This is a genomic window from Cardiobacterium hominis, assembly GCF_900637305.1.
Lineage (GTDB): Bacteria > Pseudomonadota > Gammaproteobacteria > Cardiobacteriales > Cardiobacteriaceae > Cardiobacterium > Cardiobacterium hominis.
This window is the reverse complement of the sequence record NZ_LR134365.1, coordinates 1,495,470-1,511,526: the sequence shown is the minus strand read 5'-3', so window position 1 is coordinate 1,511,526 and position 16,057 is coordinate 1,495,470. Positions and strand designations below refer to the sequence as shown.

Below are 16,057 nucleotides of genomic sequence, written 5' to 3'. Positions count from 1 at the left end.
CATGCCCCCGCTGACCATCCGTGCCGCCATTGAGCACAGCATCGCCGAATACTACGCCCTGCACGAAAACCACGACGAGCGCATCACCGGCCTCTACGACCTCATCATCAGCGAAGCCGAACACGCCATCATCAGCCACATCATGCAACGCTGCCGCGACAATCAAAGCCACGCCGCGAGAATCCTCGGCATCACCCGCAACACCCTGAAAAAAAAGCTGACCCAGCACCGCATCCCCTACCAGAGCCCGCAGCGATGAAAACCACAAAACCCATCCACACACTCCCTCCCTCGCAGAAGGCATCAGGGCGTATTGACCATTCGGCGGACGAGCCCCTCTCCTTTTGGGAGAGGGGTTGGGGTGAGGGCAAAAACGGCACGTTTTTACCGCTTGGCATCCTGAAATCGTATAAAAAACCGCGTAACCACCATGACCAAATGACTTGCCAACAGCCCCTGACATCCGCAGCAGATAGCCACAGAACAGCAAACCATAGGGTGCGCCTTGGCGCACCGCTCCATGCAACTACCACAGAACTGCCCCCTCCCCTGCAAAGCCAGACTTCGTCACACACCGCCGTAGCCAAAACCCTGCGCATACCCGCCCAAAACGCGGCACGCAAACTGCGATACCTCGCCTGCCTCCTCACCCTCGCTGCCCTGCCCGCCCGTGCAGCCGAATACCTTTGGCTTTACGACGGCGAGCGCCCCATCCACGCCGAAGTCGTCTATCGCGACGAAGACCGCGCTCGCGGCCTGATGTACCGCCCCTGGCTCGCCCCATACAGCGGCATGCTATTCATCTTCGACCCGCCGCAAGCCGTCGCCTTCTGGATGAAAAACACCCTCATCCCGCTGGAAATGCGCTTCTACGACGTCCGCGGCGAACGCATCACCCGCCACCTCGCCCGCCCTTGCAGCAAACCGCCGTGCGCCCATTACCCCGCGCACGGGCAAACCGCCTACGTCCTCGAAACCCGCGCCCGCTACCGCCTCGTTGCTCCGCCCTATCCGCTGCAAATCCTGCCTGCGCTCCCCCAATAAAGCGCCCGGACACAAAAAAAAAACCGCCGTAGCGGTTTTTTACAAGCGCATTAAAACCAAGGCCTGCGACCCTGCACATAAATACGCTCAAACTCCTCATCGGATTTACAGGCATAAATAAAGCCCTCTACCAAAGCAATAGTGCCCACAATAATCGTCGGAATGCCAAACAATAGCACGCCGGGAATCGTGCAGAGCAGCATAATAATGCCCGCTTGCGTATAGCCCAAATAAAACTTGTGTATACCCAAGGCGCCCAATAACAGACTAAAAACCACCGCCGGAATCCTTTTTGAAGACGTCAGGGAAAACGGACGTTCCAGATAATAAATATCCCCCGCACGCTCACCCGCAGGCGTGAAATCGACGCGCTGACCACCTTGCGGCTGGACATGACTGCGCCATTCATTTTTCGCAAACACATAGCGGTTGCCATCGTCGCCGGAAATCAGCCCTTTTTGCGTATTCCCATCATAATCCAAAATAGTGCCTCGCATATTGACTCCTTTTATTAACCAACCAACAAATCCACCAGCGCCTCCGCCTCAATCCCGCCAAAATAATGGCGCGCATCAAACTGCTTAAAAGCAAGTTCGACCGCTTCGCGGCGGTAAGGAATGCCGGTCAACCATTTTTCCACATCGGCAATATCGCCCATGCCAAAAAAATCGCCATAAATTTTGAGCGACTGAACCACCCCGCGCTCCACACTAAAGCGAAAATCGACTGCCCCTTGCGGGAATTTGCAATAACGCTCGCTGCTAAACGCGGGCGACTTGCCATAATTCCAGTCCCAGTTGGCGAAACGCTCGGCGCGGATTTGCGCGATCTTCTCCCAATCCGCATCCGTCAAAAAATACTCCGGCACCTGCGCGCGGTCTTTCACCCCAAAAATATACAACAACAGCGCATCTCGGAATTGGCGCGTCGTCAGGCTTTTATATTCCGGCGCAACAAACGGTTTGATATTGGTGACGCGGCTGCGTACCGACTTAATCCCTTTCGACTCAATCTTGTCCGCGCGCGGTTTCAACGCCTGCGTCACCGCATCCAAATCCGCATCAAAAAGAATCGTGCCATGCGCGGTCATGCGGCCATTTTTCACATACATTGCATTGCCGGAAAACTTTTTGCCGTCAATCAACAAATCATTGCGTCCTTCGAGCTTTGCCCCGGCAACCCCCATTTGATGCAAAGCCTCAATGACGGGCTTGGTAAACACAGAAAAATCGCGCGAAAGACTGTTCTCATCCTGAATAAAACAAAAAGAAAAATTGCCCAAATCATGATAAACCGCGCCACCACCAGACATCCGCCGCACCACATGAATACCGTGTGCATCCACATACGCCTGATTGACTTCCTCCACCGTATTTTGATTGCGGCCGATAATAATCGACGGCTCATTGATATAAAACAGCAGCAGCGGCTCATCGCACAAGCGGTTCTCCACCAAATAAGTCTCCAGCGCAATATTAGTGCGCGGATCGGTAATTTCCTGGTTATCGACAAATCGCATAAAAAATCTCCACAAAAAGTTGGCATTCTCATGATGAATAGGCGGCAATTCTATACCATAAAGCCCCGACTAACCTGCCGGAGATTCCCGTGCTGAAAATCCTCTCCCTCGCGCTTATCGCCACCGGCGTGCTGCACAACACCCTCGCCCTGCTCACCATGCACGAAGCGCTGCGGCGCATCCGTGACGGCGGCATTTTCAACAGCGTACACAGCGGCGACGCACAAACCTTCGCCTTCCTTTGGTTTATCGTCGCCGGCTTTGCGCTGATGCTCATCGGCCTGACCTTCTGGCAACTGGCCGACGCCAACCGCCTCGGCTGGCCGCCCATCCTCGCCCTGCTCGCACTCGCCGCTGGTATCGCCCTGCTCTTTCCCAAAGGCGGCCCGTTACTGCTGCTCGCCCTTGCGCTCGCCTTTGTCGTCGCCAAATGCGGCAGCTAGGTGGCGCATGGGTTCTCCTTTGCGCGCATTATGCGGGCAGCAACCGGACGGATCTTGCGGTTTTGCGCGGGTAATGGAAACGGCGCTTCTTCGCCACGGGTTGCGCTTTAGCGTCAGTGTCTGTTCAAAATACGCCTCCCCCGCTGCGGGCTTCGCCCTGCGGGGGAGGGGGATGTCTCAATTGTCAACAGTCCCTAACAGCCTTGACAAAATGCTAGAATCTCGCCGTCGGAAAGCGCGCTGGACATGCGGGGCAATTGGCGCCCCGAACGTTCCAGCGGTTTTCCGGCATTTTCTTTGCCTGCCAACCCAGGTCAATGCCACCGCCGCGCCGCGCTGCTACAATCGCGCCGTTTTTCCTACCACTAACCGCCATGACCCGATACTTCGATGCCGAACTCATCGGCAAATACAGCCAAAGCGGCCCGCGTTACACCTCCTACCCGACCGCCGTCGAATTCCACGAACGCTTCACCGCCGCCGACTACGTCCGCCACCTCGAAGCGGGCAACGCCGCCGCGCGCGACCTCTCGCTCTACGTGCACATCCCCTTCTGCGAACACGTCTGCTACTACTGCGGCTGCAACAAAATCATCACCCGCAACCACGACCAGTCCGACGAATACCTCGACCAGCTGGAGCGCGACATCGCCCGCCAGGCGGCGCACATAGACCCGTCCCGCCGCGTCATCCAACTGCACCTCGGCGGCGGCACGCCGACCTTCCTCAACCACACGCAGCTGCGCCGCCTGCTCGCCATGCTGCACGAACATTTCCCCCGCTTTGCCGCCGATGATACGGGCGAATACAGCATCGAAATCGACCCGCGCACCGTCAGCCCGGACGACCTGCGCTTTTTGCGCGAGCTGGGCTTTAACCGCGTCAGCTTCGGCGTGCAGGACTTCGACCCGGCGGTACAACAGGCGGTGAACCGCATCCAGGGCTTTGAACACGTGCGCGACACCATCGCCGCCGCGCGCGACGCCGGTTACCACAGCATCAGCGCCGACCTCATCTACGGCCTGCCGCTGCAAACCGTGCGCACCTTCAGCCGCACCCTCGAACAAATCCGCGAACTCGCCCCCGACCGCCTCGCCGTCTTCAACTACGCGCACATGCCGCACATCTTCGGCGCGCAGAAACAAATCAACGCCGCCGACCTGCCCGACGCGCCGACCAAACTGCAACTGCTGCAAGCGACCATCGAACAACTCACCGACGGCGGTTACGAATTCATCGGCCTCGACCACTTCGCCCTGCCCGGCGACAGCCTCGTCCGCCACCAGCGCGAAGGCACGCTCTACCGCAACTTCCAGGGCTACTCCACCTTCTCCACCTGCGAACTGCTCGGCTTCGGCATCAGCGCCATCAGCATGCTCGACGGCTGCTACAGCCAGCACGAAAAAGCGCGCAGCCGCTACTACCAGGCGCTGAACAACGGCGGCATCCCGGTACTGCGCGGCATCGAACTCTCGCGTGACGACCGCATCCGCCACCACGTCATCACCGAAATCATGTGCAACCTGCACCTTGACCTCAAGGCGGTAAGCACGCGTTGGCAAATTAACGCCGCCGACTACTTCGCGCGCGAATGGCAGGCGCTGCAACCGCTTGCCGCTGACGATCTCATCAAAATCGACGGCGACCGCCTCGAGGTGCGCCCGCTCGGCCGCCTGCTCATCCGCAACATCGCGATGGTCTTTGACGCCTATCTGCACAAAGCGGAAAACAGCAAACGCTTTTCCAAAGTCATTTGATAAAAAATCGGGCAATGCCCGATTTCTCATATCCGCTGTTTACCGCGGTACACGCCAAGCATGGATCGCTATAACTGCCTCACACCGCCCTGCCCTGCCCCGCGACTGCCGCCAGCCAGTCAATAAAACTGCGTACCGTCGGCGCGAAGCCGCGGTTCTTGTAATAAAGCGCGTGCAGCGGCAGCGCTTCCGTCGCCCATTCCGGCAGAACGCGCGTGAGCCCGGCGGTGAGCGCAGGCAAATCCGGCAACAGCGCGATGCCCTCCCCTGCCGCCGCCAAGCGCGCGAGGAGAAAGGCATCGTTGGCGCTGACCCGCTTTTTCGCGCGTAGGTGATAGCGCTCGATACCGCGGCGCAGCAGCGCGTCGGCGCCGTCGAATTTGTGCAGCAGCGGGTGTTGCGCCAGATGTTCCGGCGTTTCCAGCGGCGGACGGGCGGCGAGGTAATCCGCGCTGGCGTAGAGGCCGAAGGCAAAAGAAGCGATATGGCGTGCGACGACGTCGTCCTGCGCCGGTTCGCCGACGCGCAACGCGACGTCAATACCGTCCTGAATCAGGCTGATGCGGCGATTGTCCATCACCACTTCCAGCGCCACATCCGGATAGCGGCGCAGGTAATCGGCAAGATGCGGCTCCAGCAGCGCGCGCTGTATTTCCACCGATACCGACAGGCGCAGCACACCCTGCGGCGCGTCCAGACTTTGCCGCACGCTGCCAACTGCCTGTTCGGCGCAATCCAGCATCATCCGCGCACGCCGGCTTCGAGACCGTCACCCTCGCCCTGCAAGGTGAAGTCGCCCACCGCGACAGCGCCGGCAACGGCGGCACCATCGCCACCGGCGACGTGCAATGGATGACCGCCGGCAACGGTGTCGTCCACGAAGAATTCCACAGCGAAGCCTTCAGCAAAACGGGCGGCATGTTTGAAATGGTACAACTCTGGGTGAACCTGCCCGCGGCGAAGAAAAACATCGCCCCCGCTTACCAAAGCCTGAAAGCGGCGGACATCCCGGTCGTATCCCGCGGCGACGGCAACGTGCGCCTCATCGCAGGCCATCTTGACGGCACAAACGGCGCGGCGCACACCCACACCGAACTCAACATGTGGGAAATCGACCTGCCTGCGGATGGCGCGATGAGCCTGCCGGTGCCGGAAAACCACAACCTGCTGCTCGTCGCCCTGCGCGGCACCGCCCGCATCAACGACCGCGACCTGCTGCGGCCAAGCGAACTCGCCACCTTTAATGAAAGCGGCGACAGCATCCGCATCAGCGCCGAAGGTGACGCCGTCAAGCTGCTGCTCCTGAGCGGCGTGCCGATTGACGAACCCATCGCCGCCTACGGCCCCTTCGTGATGAACACCCGCGAAGAAATCATGGAAAAAATCCGGGACTTCAACAGCGGCAAATTCGGCGGCTTACATTAAAAAACAAAGGCGGACACCCGTCCGCCTTTGTTTATTTATTTATTTCATAAATTCTCCATTGACCCGCTTGGCAAAAAACTGCTCCAAACCTTTCCGCACTTGTCGCTTGATATCCTCATGATTATCCTGCCGCGCCGCAACGCGTAATAGCGGAATCCCAGCCGAGCGCAGCGCCAAAGTTTTTCCCTCATCATTGATATGACTGTAATTGGTGAGATGATGCCCGCTGCCATCAATCTCAATGGCAATTAGCGCATTGAACTGCTCATCTGTCACCAACAAATCCACCCGTTTGCTGTTAATCGCCGCATGCACGCGACCATGCGGATGCATGATAATTTCGCCTAATGACACCTGCACGAATACCCGCTCCTTGCGTTGCCGCTCCCATATCACGGCACAGGCGGCGGTATATGCTGCCCGCTCATTGGCATTACAAATCTTTTTCGCCTGATAGCGGTTTTCCCGCACAATCCGCAGATTTTCCTCCGCCTGCGTTTTCTTGAAACGTTTTCTTTTTTGCGCACGCCATTGTTGCCGGACCATGCCGAATATGCCAAGCAAAAGAAAAATACTGATGCCGGTAATTATGACGGGGAATTGCATGCAACCTCCTTGGGTTTATGAAAAAGCCGCCTGGTAAGGCGACTTTTTGGGGGGCGAGAATTATGCCGGATGGCGTTTTTTATAGCCGTGCAGAATAACGCGCTTCTTTTCGCTCACTGCGGGAAAGCCAACGGCTCACAACCCCAGCGCTTGCTTTTGCACCTGCATGATTTCGCGGATGCCTTTGTCTGCGAGCGCCAGCATTGCCTGCATTTCCTCGTGGCGGAAGGCGTGGCCTTCGGCGGTGCCCTGGATTTCAATGAACGCGCCGCCATCGTTCATGACGATGTTCATGTCGGTCTCGGCTTCGCTGTCTTCGGCATATTCCAAATCGAGCAGCGGCGTGCCGCGGTACACGCCGACGGAGACGGCGGCGAGCTGGCCGTGCAGCGGGTTTTGTTTGAGACGTCCCTGTTGGATAAGGGTGCGGATGGCGTCGGCAAGCGCGACGAAACCACCGCTAATCGCTGCGGTGCGCGTGCCGCCGTCTGCCTGGAGAACGTCGCAGTCAATCGTGATGGCGCGTTCGCCGAGCGCGGTCAAATCGACCACCGCACGCAGCGAGCGGCCGATGAGGCGCTGGATTTCCACGGTGCGCCCCTGCTGTTTGCCACGGGCGGATTCGCGCACGGTGCGCTCATGGGTGGCGCGCGGCAACATGCCGTATTCGGCCGTCACCCAACCCTGGTTTTTGCCGCGCAGAAAGGGCGGTACTTTTTCTTCAACGCTGGCGGTGCAGAGCACGTGGGTGTCGCCGCAGCGGATAAGCGCCGAGCCTTCGGCGTATTTATTGACACCGCGTTCGATGCTGACGGGGCGAAGCTGGTCGGGGCGGCGGTTACTGGCGCGCATGATGATTCCTTTAGTAATGTAGCGAGGGCGCGCATTATAGCGGCTGCGCGCTGTGTTTTCCGGCAAAAGGGCGTATCATGCCCGCGTCTTTTCTTACTGCGATATTGCCCATGCGACAGAGTATGACCGCCTTTGCCCGCGCCACCGAAGAAACCGCCCGGTGGCGCATCAGTGTCGAAATGAAATCGGTGAACCACCGCTTCCTCGAAATACAGGTCAAAATGGGCGACACCCTGCGCCATCTCGAAGGCGTCATCCGCGAACGCCTGCAAGCGGCGGTCGCACGTGGCAAAGTTGAAGTCTGGCTGTTTGTCGAAGCCCTTGGCGAGAGCAGCGCGCAACGGATTGACACCGTTACGCTCGGTACCTGGATGGCCCGCTTTAGCGACGCCGACCCGTGTGGCGCATTGAGCAAACCTACCTGGAGCGACATGCTCGCCCTGCCCGGCGTTCTCGTCAAAGAACACGACAGCGAAGACGCGTTGGACGCCGCCGTACTCCGCCTCTTTGACGCCGCCCTTGCCGATTTCCTCGCCATGCGCGAACGCGAAGGTGCGGCAATCGCCGCCGTGCTGGGCGCGCGGTTGGACAGCATGAGCGCGGTGCTGGATGGCGTCGTCGCAGATTTGCCGCAATTACAGGAAAAAACCGCCGCCAGCCTGCAAGAGCGCCTGCGCGCCCTGCAATACGAGGCCGACCCCGCCGTTGCCGGACAGGCGCTGTCGCAAATCCTCGCCAAAATGGACATCCAGGAAGAGCTTGACCGCCTGCGCTTTCACATCGAGGAAGCGCGCAAAACCCTGCAACAGGATGGCGCCATCGGCCGCCGCCTTGACTTCCTCATGCAGGAATTCAACCGCGAAGCCAACACGCTCGGCTCCAAAGCGGGCGACAACGCGCAAAGCCAGGCATCGGTCGAACTCAAAGTCCTCATCGAACAAATGCGGGAACAAGTGCAGAACCTCGTTTAATAAAGTCCCTCTCCCTTGGAGAGAGGGGTGAGGGCAGAAATATCGTGTCTGCCCTCACGACAGCAAAACATCAACTACCCTCTTTCAACCCAAAAAACAGGAGAAAACACCATGGCAAAAGTAGGAGTTATCGGAGCGGGATTCGTCGGCGCCACCGCCGCCTACGCAATGATGCTAAACGGCACTTGCAGCGAAATCGTGCTGATTGACCGCGACGAAGCGCGCGCCAAGGCCGAAGCTGCCGACATCGCCCACGGCGCACCGCTTGCCAAGGGCGTGCGCGCCTACGCCGGCGACTATCCCGACCTCAAAGGCGCGGCGCTGGTCGTTATCGCCGCCGGCTCGAACCAAAAACCCGGCGAATCGCGCCTGAACCTGCTCGCGCGCAACGCCGCCATCCTCGCCAGCATCGTGCCGCAAATCGTCGAAGTCGCGCCCGATGCCGTGGTGCTGCTGGTCTCCAACCCGGTGGACATCATGACCAGTATCGCCCGCGCCCTGCACCCGACGCCGTCTTTGGTCATGGGCTCCGGCACCATTTTGGACAGCGCCCGCTTCCGCCAGCTCATCGGCGAACGCGCCGGAGTGAACGCGCGCTACGTCCACTCCTACGTCATGGGCGAACACGGCGACTCCTCCGTCATGTGCTGGAGCAGCGCACTGATTGCCGGCATGCCGGTCGCCACCTTCATGCGCGAGCGCAAAATCCCCTGGGACGACAAAATCATGGACGCCATCGCCTACGACGTGCGCAACGCCGCGCTCTCCATCATCGCCGGCAAACACGCCACCTACTACGGCATCGGCATCGCGGTGAACAGCTTGGCGGATGCCATCATCAACGACCGCCACGCCGTCTATACCGCTTCCGGCGGCTGCGCCTTTGACGACGTCTGCCTGTCGCTGCCGCGCCTCATCGGGCGCAAAGGCATCCTGGAAACCCTGATGCCGCCGCTGAACAAAGACGAAAGCGTCGCCCTCTCGCACAGCGCGCAAGTGCTTTACGACGCGCAAGAAGGCGTGCTGAAAGACGGCAAACTGGTTTGCCTCTGATTGCAGCGCAATAACAAAAAACGGGCATCGCAGGATGCCCGTTTTTTATACCTGCATTTTAAACACCGACTTAAAATGTTATATAACAAACTGATTCTAAATAATAATTTATTAATCTATTGACAAAAAAAAAACGATTGTAAGATGCCCACAATCTCATTTGGAGCATCGCATGAAATTCAAAAACGCTTTCGCCTTCCCGTTTTTTCTCCTCGCCGCAGATGTTTATGCCGACTTACCGCTTAGTCTGGAAAACATCGCCCCCAAACAAAACCACCTCAAAATCGGCGCATCCCTCACCTATTTCAACAGCAGCAGCGACGTTTACCGCCAAGGCGCATCCACCCGCTTCCTCACCCCGCAAAATACCACTATTGAAATCCCCGGACGCTTGCACAACGGGCGTGAAAATAGCGACGTTCTCTATTCCAACCTCAATCTCCAATATGGCTTGAGTGTCAATACCGAAATCTACACCGGGGTTGGCGCACTTTGGCGGCAAAACCGTTACAACGAAAACGGCAACTACTCCTCCCGTAACCATAACGAACTGTCAGAAATTACTGTTGGCGTGAATCAGGTTTTATTACGTGATGGTAAAAATCCTATGCTGACCGCCAAACTGGAAACCTCTGTCGTTGAGAAAATTCGTGGCAAGAATGTTCACGGCCGCTCCTGGTTTGCCGGAATCTCAGCGTATAAAGCCATTGATCCCGTCGTTTTCTCAATCACTACCGGCTACCGCTTCAACTTCAACAACAGCACCGAACGCCGTCCCGGTAACTACTGGATTATCCGTCCCGGTGTCTCCTTTGCCGCCAATGACCGCACCTCATTTAATGTCCGCCTGCAATGGACAGGGCGGCAAGGCGACCGCATCCGTAGTAAAAAAGCCAACGCATTTGAAAGCAGCACCCACGCCACCCTCGGCGTCGGTTATGCCTTTTCAAACCAAACATCACTCAGTGCTGATGTGCAATGGAATCTCTCCGGGGATTCCGGCGCTAATGCCACCCTTGCACTTCAGCACCGATTTTGATGTAACCCTGTAAAAAATATGGAGAAACACCATGAAAAAACTGGTAATTAGTGCCCTCATCGTAGGGATTTCAACTGCAACCCCGCTGTCTGTTTATGCAAAAACTGCCAAACACGGCAAACACAAGCATAAACCCGCTCCGGTACAGGAAGAAGTGGTTGCCATCGACCGCCAAATCTTTGATAATTCTATTGACCTTGCTGCTTTGAGTCCGCAGGAAATGCGGGAAACGGAAGGAGCCTTTGCTCCACTTGCCTGGGTTGCTTGGACATTAGGTTGCTTGGACATTAGGAGGTGCAGCTATAAATGCTTGGACTAACCACTATAAAAGCTATAAAGAAACGGGACAACCCGCTTCTGTTGGTTCTACTGCATATGCGGCTGGTGTTGGTGCTCTTGGCGGTGCTGTTGGTCGAGGTTTAAGTGCCGCTGAAGGTTTGACGGGTATCGGAAAAGTCGTTATGGGCGCTAATGGTGCATTTGTTACTAAAACGCTTAATTATGCCAACCCGACTAATCACCACTATCAGGATTTCCATATCTCTGATAAATCCTTTGAGCAGTCAGGGGTTAACGAAGAAGATATTCATACTTATAGAGCATACAATGATTTAAATTATAACACAGTAATCCGTCAGGATATTGATCCTACTCCAGCTCCTTCTAATCCTTCCCCGCCAATGCCAGAAAATAATTACGATTTCTGACATTTAATTTAAATAAAAATACGGGATGACTTTATTAAGTCATCCCGTACAGGAAAATAACATGAACCCTATTCTTCTTATTACCATGATAATCTGCTGTTCCCAAATTGGTGATATAAAAAAACCGTATAGATCAAAAATTATTTATTTGGTTGTTGTTGGTATAACAATATTTATTCTTGGTGCTTTCTGGGATGGCGAAAGAGATCCAATGATGTTATTAATATATATATTAGAATCTTTAATATTTGGTACTATGGGGCATCTTATTAAATTTCATGGTGATGAAAAAATATCTTTAAAAAAGCTGTTCAGGAAAAATAAAGGTGATCAAGATAAACATGAATAGCGTAGTCAACCGTTACTTTTTTCTCCTGCTACTAGGAAACTCGGCCTTTGCAATTACTCCATTTCTTGATCACATCGCACCCACACCAGAATTACCCGCTGTCCAAAGCTGGAAAACTCTGCGCGATGCGGGGATCACCAAGCAAGACAAAGATTACTCCTGCGGTGCGTCTTCCATTGCCACCCTGCTTAACCGCCAATACGGATTGAATTATAGCGAGCGGGAAATCCTGGATTTGTTGCACAAAGAAGCCCATGAGGAAGGCAAAGCCTCCTTTGCCGATATGCAGAAAATCATGCCGTCACTGGGATTCCGTGCCGAAGGCTATGCCGTTTCCTTTGAGCAATTACAGCAACTGCGCGCGCCGGTCATCGTCTATCTGCGCTATCGCAACAACGACCACTTCTCCGTGCTGTACGGCATTGATGGTGATACCGTGCTGCTGGCCGACCCATCGCTGGGGCATGTTTCCCTAAGCCGCGCGCAGTTTCTCGATGCCTGGAAAACCCGTGACAGCCATTTGAGCGGCAAAATCCTTGCCATCGTCCCGGACAAATCACGTCCCCTCACCGCCAAAACGGATTTTTTCACCCGCACGCCGCAACGCAGTACCCGGCAAAGCATGGTATTTGAGCAAATGCCATCACACTATTGAAACAACAGGTATAGCGGGCATCATTGATGCCCGTTTTCGTATGCGCACCCAATCCGGGGTTACGATTCACCTGCGGCATTTTCTGCAAAACTTGACCAAAATCAGTCCTGAAAACGCCTATAATGCGCGCCCCAATCACCGCAAGGACTCCCATGCCAAACCATCACCTCGGCTTCCCCATTGAAACTGTCGCCGTCTTCATTATTCTCGCTGTTGGCGCCATCGTCATTGACCTTTACGCCCATCGCAGCGACAAGCCGATGAGCCTGAAAAGCGCCTCGCTCTGGACGGTGTTCTGGATTGTCGTATCGCTCGCTTTTGCAGGCTACCTCGGCTGGCATCACGACAGCGAAGCGGCGAGCCTGTTCATCACCGGTTACGCGCTGGAGAAGGTGCTTTCCGTCGATAATCTTTTTGTCATGATGGCCATCTTCAGCTGGTTCAAGGTGCCAGAAGGTTACCGCCACCGCGTGCTTTATTGGGGCATTATCGGCGCCATCATCTTCCGTCTGATTTTCGTCGCGATCGGCACCGGCCTGCTCGCGCTGGGTCCGTATGTGGAAATTGTCTTCGCCCTTATCGTCGCCTGGACGGCGGTCATGATGTTAAAAAGCGGCGACGACAATGATGAGATCGAAGACTACTCCGAACACCTCGCCTATCGCCTCGTGCACCGCTTTTTCCCCGTCTGGCCGCGCCTTTACGGACACAATTTTTTTCTGAACCCGCAGGAACTCGCTGACGCGCAGGCCAAGAATCCGGGCGAACACCTGGAACTTGCCGGCGAAGATGCCAAGCATCCTGAGCTTAGTCATCCGCAGGCGATGAAAGCGGGTGCTTGGGTCGCCACCCCGCTTTTGCTCTGTCTTGCCGTTATTGAGCTTTCTGATGTGATGTTCGCTTTCGACAGCGTCCCGGCCGTCATTGCCGTCTCGCGCGAGCCGCTTATTGTTTATAGCGCGATGATGTTCGCCATTCTCGGTTTGCGGACGATGTATTTTGTACTAGAAGCGCTGAAAGGGTATCTCGTCCACCTCGAAAAAGCGGTCATCGTTCTGCTCTTTTTCATCGCTGCCAAGCTGGCGCTGTCTGCGACGAATCATCTGATGCACCACGGTCTTGATATTTCGCCGCTGGCTTCGCTCATTGTGGTGCTGGTCGTACTCGCCGCAGGTGTCGTCGCCTCGTTTATTTTTCCGGCAGAGAAAGGCAAAGGGTAAGTAAGGTGATGGCGCCATGCCATGCTACATCTGGATAAATAAAATCGTATATAAAAAAACCGGCGTTTATCGCCGGTTTTTTTCGTCTGCTGTTCAGAAGTCGTAGCGCAATGAGGCGCTGAACCATCGCCCAGGAGCGCTGTAGCGTTCGCGGCTGATGTCGTCGGCAAGTCCCTTGGCCTCGCCCCAGGTGATGTATTTTTTGTCGAGAATGTTAAAGGCACCCGCGCGGGCGGTCAGGCCTTTTGTCGGACGGTAGTAGCCGGTGATGTCCCAGATACCGTAGCCGCCGCTGCCTTTGAGCGGGCTGCGCACGCCTTCATTGTCGATGTCTTTGTCGGCTTTTTTCATGGCAAAGCGCCAGCGGGTGCCAATCCCCCATCGCCCGTCTTTGTCGTAATTCAGGCCGATGTGACCGGAAAATGGCGAGAGGTTGGTAATGGGTGTGTGTTTGCTGCGGTTTTTGCCGTCTGCCCAGGCGAGGGCGAGGTCGCCAGTCAGGCCGTTGAGTGTCGGGTTGAGCGCGCCGATGTCCAGTTCGCTGGCAAGTTCAACGCCGTAGATTTCGGCGCTTGGCAGGTTGACGCTGCTGAAGGCGATGAGACCGCTTTGCGGGTCGCGGCCGATATTGGTCTGGCTTTGGATGAAGTTGCGATAGCGGGTGTAGTAGGCGCTAAGGTCGTGTTTGAGGATGCCGTTGTCGCTCCGCCAGCCGATTTCGATGCCGCGGCTTTTTTCGGGTTTGAGGCCGGGGTTGGCGATGTAGCTGTAGCCCTGCGAGGCGTTTTCAAAGCCGAGGTTGGTTTCGTTGAAGGCAGGCGCGCGGAAGCCTTCGGCGTAGTTGGCGTAAAGGGTATGGCTGTCGCCGATATCGTAGAGCGCGCCGAGTCGCCAGGAGAGTTGGCCTTCGCGGTAATCGCGCACTTGGTAGCCGCTGCCGACGGTATTCCAGAAGGTTTGGTCGGGTTTGGCGTTTAAGCGGTAGTGGTCGTAGCGCACGCCGGGGATGAGGCTGAAGCCGCTTGCGCCAAAGCTGATGCGGTTCTGCGCGAAGATGCCGAGCTGGTCGATACTGGAGTCCGGCGCGTTTTTTTCGTAAGCGCTGCTTGGGCGACCGCCGTAGGTATCGCGGGTGTGACGGCGCATATCGACGTTTTTGTGGCTGTAGTTCACGCCGTAAATCCAGTTTTGCCGCACGCTGCCGTCAATGACTTTATTGAGCTGGATTTCACCACCCAGGTCGCGCATTTGGTAGTCGGATTTGCGATAGCGCTGCATTGCGGTTTCGCCGCCGCGCAGCATCAGGCCGTCCATCAGGGTTTTCTGGCTGGAATCCTGTTTTTGCCAGTAGAGGCGCCAGTAGCCGCTGTCGGCCACGGGCTGGTTAAGGGTAAAGTCGTGACGCAGGCTAGCGGCGGTGCGCTGCTGTTTGTCTTTGCCCTGGTAGTCGTCGTAACGGTAGAGGTTCATGCTGTTGTCGAGGCTGCTCAGGACGTTGGTGTCGCGGTGCTTCTGATAGGCGCTGGCAGCAAAGGTGATGGTGTGGTCGGCGTTGGGTTTGTAACGCAGTTTGCCTTCGACGCTGTGGCTGTGGTCGCGCTGCGGGTCGGGCGTGGTGCGCGCGGCGCCAGCGATGGCGCGACCACCATGGTTTTGGGTTTCGTGTTCGTGGTTGTAGGTGTAGCTGATGAGGCCGTCCCATTGTTCGCTGGGTGCGACGGCGATTGCCCCGCCTGCGGTGATGCCGTGATTTTTGCCGCTGTATTGGCTGAAGGCGGTGCCGCCGATGCGCTGGCCGTCTTGCAGGTAGTCATCCGGGGTTTTGCTGACGAGGCTGACCACGCCGCCGATGGCATCCGAGCCGTGCAGCGAGGAAACCGGCCCTTTGATGACTTCCAATTGTTTGACGTTGTTGAGGTCCATGTATTGTCGCCCGGCGTTTTGGAACGGGCCGAAGCTGAACTGGCTGTTGATCTCCTGGCCATCAACCAGCACTTTGACGCGGTTGCCGGAGACGCCACGGATGGTGATGTCGGAGAGGCCGTAGCGACCGCTGCCGTCAAAGCTGACGCCGGGGGTGTTTTCCAGTGCTTCTTCGACGCTGCTGTTGAGGTTTTTCTGCATTTCGGCTTCGCGGGTGACGGTAATGTTATTCGCCAGTTTGGCCAGCGGCGAATCTTCACGTGCGGCGCTGACGGTAATTGGCGCAAGTGTTTCAGATTCATCGCGATCATGTGCGAAAGCGGGCAGCGTGAGCGCGGCGAGGATGGCGCAGGCGAGTGCAGTGCGTTGGAGCATGGTAGGTCTCCGGTTGATGTTGCGGAGATTTTAGGTTACGAACAAATGAACATCAATCTTGTTTAGTTTTAATTTCTACTGCACGGGCATGAAAAAGCGCGGCCGGAGCCGCGCTTTTA

Annotated in this window: 19 protein-coding genes; 13 read left to right on the top strand and 6 right to left on the bottom strand. The window is 56.5% G+C overall.

Annotated elements, in window-relative coordinates; translation table 11 throughout:
* Window position 1: 1 nt before the first annotated feature.
* Window positions 2–259 (top strand): helix-turn-helix domain-containing protein, encoded by a 258-nt coding sequence (locus EL199_RS07380; RefSeq protein ID WP_004140180.1) that lies wholly within the window; start codon window positions 2–4, stop codon window positions 257–259.
* Window positions 256–1,044, top strand: a complete 789-nt coding sequence (locus EL199_RS07375; RefSeq protein WP_004140179.1) for a DUF192 domain-containing protein — start codon at window positions 256–258, stop codon at window positions 1,042–1,044. Before EL199_RS07380 ends, EL199_RS07375 begins: the two co-directional genes overlap by 4 nt.
* A gap of 50 nt (window positions 1,045–1,094) precedes the next feature.
* On the opposite strand, the gene EL199_RS07370 is transcribed toward EL199_RS07375, so the two are convergent.
* Entirely contained in the window at window positions 1,095–1,541 is a 447-nt protein-coding gene (locus EL199_RS07370) for a TM2 domain-containing protein (protein WP_004140178.1), read from the bottom strand.
* A gap of 14 nt (window positions 1,542–1,555) precedes the next feature.
* Entirely contained in the window at window positions 1,556–2,563 is a 1,008-nt protein-coding gene (locus tag EL199_RS07365) for a lipoate--protein ligase (protein WP_004140177.1), read from the bottom strand.
* Window positions 2,564–2,652: 89 nt separating this feature from the next.
* On the opposite strand from EL199_RS07365, the gene EL199_RS07360 reads away from it, so the two are divergent.
* Together EL199_RS07360 and hemN are read left to right on the top strand one after the other, a co-directional pair.
* On the top strand, window positions 2,653–3,006 hold the full coding sequence (locus tag EL199_RS07360; RefSeq protein ID WP_004140176.1) for a DUF6463 family protein: 354 nt from the start codon (window positions 2,653–2,655) through the stop codon (window positions 3,004–3,006).
* A gap of 374 nt (window positions 3,007–3,380) precedes the next feature.
* Entirely contained in the window at window positions 3,381–4,763 is a 1,383-nt protein-coding gene (gene hemN, locus EL199_RS07355; RefSeq protein ID WP_004140174.1) for an oxygen-independent coproporphyrinogen III oxidase, read from the top strand.
* Between the two features lie 79 nt (window positions 4,764–4,842).
* Here hemN and EL199_RS07350 read toward each other — a convergent pair whose 3' ends face one another.
* Window positions 4,843–5,508 carry a substrate binding domain-containing protein gene (locus tag EL199_RS07350; RefSeq protein WP_004140172.1) on the bottom strand — a complete coding sequence of 222 codons (666 nt, stop codon included), beginning with the start codon at window positions 5,506–5,508 and terminating at the stop codon, window positions 4,843–4,845.
* Here EL199_RS07350 and EL199_RS07345 point away from each other — a divergent pair.
* The gene (locus EL199_RS07345; RefSeq protein ID WP_081447803.1) at window positions 5,424–6,188 is read left to right on the top strand and encodes a pirin family protein; all 765 of its coding nucleotides are present in this window, start codon (window positions 5,424–5,426) and stop codon (window positions 6,186–6,188) included. The two genes, EL199_RS07350 and EL199_RS07345, sit on opposite strands and share 85 nt — an antisense overlap.
* Before the next feature lie 39 nt (window positions 6,189–6,227).
* Here the strand turns inward: EL199_RS07345 and EL199_RS07340 are convergent, their stop codons facing one another.
* Both EL199_RS07340 and rph read right to left on the bottom strand, forming a co-directional pair.
* Window positions 6,228–6,794, bottom strand: a complete 567-nt coding sequence (locus EL199_RS07340) for a DUF2726 domain-containing protein (RefSeq protein ID WP_004140168.1) — start codon at window positions 6,792–6,794, stop codon at window positions 6,228–6,230.
* 135 nt (window positions 6,795–6,929) lie between these two features.
* Window positions 6,930–7,646, bottom strand: a complete 717-nt coding sequence (gene rph / locus EL199_RS07335; RefSeq protein ID WP_004140167.1) for a ribonuclease PH — start codon at window positions 7,644–7,646, stop codon at window positions 6,930–6,932.
* Between the two features lie 122 nt (window positions 7,647–7,768).
* On the opposite strand from rph, the gene EL199_RS07330 reads away from it, so the two are divergent.
* The 8 genes from EL199_RS07330 to EL199_RS07295 all read left to right on the top strand — a co-directional run bounded on the left by EL199_RS07330 (window position 7,769) and on the right by EL199_RS07295 (window position 13,640).
* Window positions 7,769–8,617, top strand: a complete 849-nt coding sequence (locus EL199_RS07330) for a YicC/YloC family endoribonuclease (protein ID WP_232008272.1) — start codon at window positions 7,769–7,771, stop codon at window positions 8,615–8,617.
* A gap of 111 nt (window positions 8,618–8,728) precedes the next feature.
* Window positions 8,729–9,670, top strand: a complete 942-nt coding sequence (locus EL199_RS07325) for an L-lactate dehydrogenase (protein ID WP_004140162.1) — start codon at window positions 8,729–8,731, stop codon at window positions 9,668–9,670.
* A 172-nt stretch (window positions 9,671–9,842) separates the two neighbouring features.
* Entirely contained in the window at window positions 9,843–10,709 is an 867-nt protein-coding gene (locus EL199_RS07320) for a hypothetical protein (protein WP_004140160.1), read from the top strand.
* 31 nt (window positions 10,710–10,740) lie between these two features.
* On the top strand, window positions 10,741–11,028 hold the full coding sequence (locus EL199_RS07315) for a hypothetical protein (protein WP_004140159.1): 288 nt from the start codon (window positions 10,741–10,743) through the stop codon (window positions 11,026–11,028).
* Window positions 11,029–11,170: 142 nt separating this feature from the next.
* Window positions 11,171–11,416, top strand: coding sequence for a hypothetical protein (locus EL199_RS07310; RefSeq protein WP_004140158.1), 246 nt, complete (start codon window positions 11,171–11,173; stop codon window positions 11,414–11,416).
* A gap of 61 nt (window positions 11,417–11,477) precedes the next feature.
* Window positions 11,478–11,765, top strand: a complete 288-nt coding sequence (locus EL199_RS07305) for a hypothetical protein (protein ID WP_004140156.1) — start codon at window positions 11,478–11,480, stop codon at window positions 11,763–11,765.
* Window positions 11,758–12,420, top strand: coding sequence for a C39 family peptidase (locus tag EL199_RS07300; RefSeq protein ID WP_126316043.1), 663 nt, complete (start codon window positions 11,758–11,760; stop codon window positions 12,418–12,420). The genes EL199_RS07305 and EL199_RS07300 overlap by 8 nt, the downstream gene beginning before the upstream one ends.
* A 152-nt stretch (window positions 12,421–12,572) precedes the next feature.
* A complete protein-coding gene (locus EL199_RS07295) occupies window positions 12,573–13,640 on the top strand; it encodes a TerC/Alx family metal homeostasis membrane protein (RefSeq protein WP_004140153.1) in 1,068 nt (355 codons plus the stop codon).
* Window positions 13,641–13,733: 93 nt separating this feature from the next.
* Here EL199_RS07295 and EL199_RS07290 read toward each other — a convergent pair whose 3' ends face one another.
* A complete protein-coding gene (locus EL199_RS07290; protein ID WP_004140152.1) occupies window positions 13,734–15,938 on the bottom strand; it encodes a TonB-dependent hemoglobin/transferrin/lactoferrin family receptor in 2,205 nt (734 codons plus the stop codon).
* Window positions 15,939–16,057: the final 119 nt, after the last annotated feature.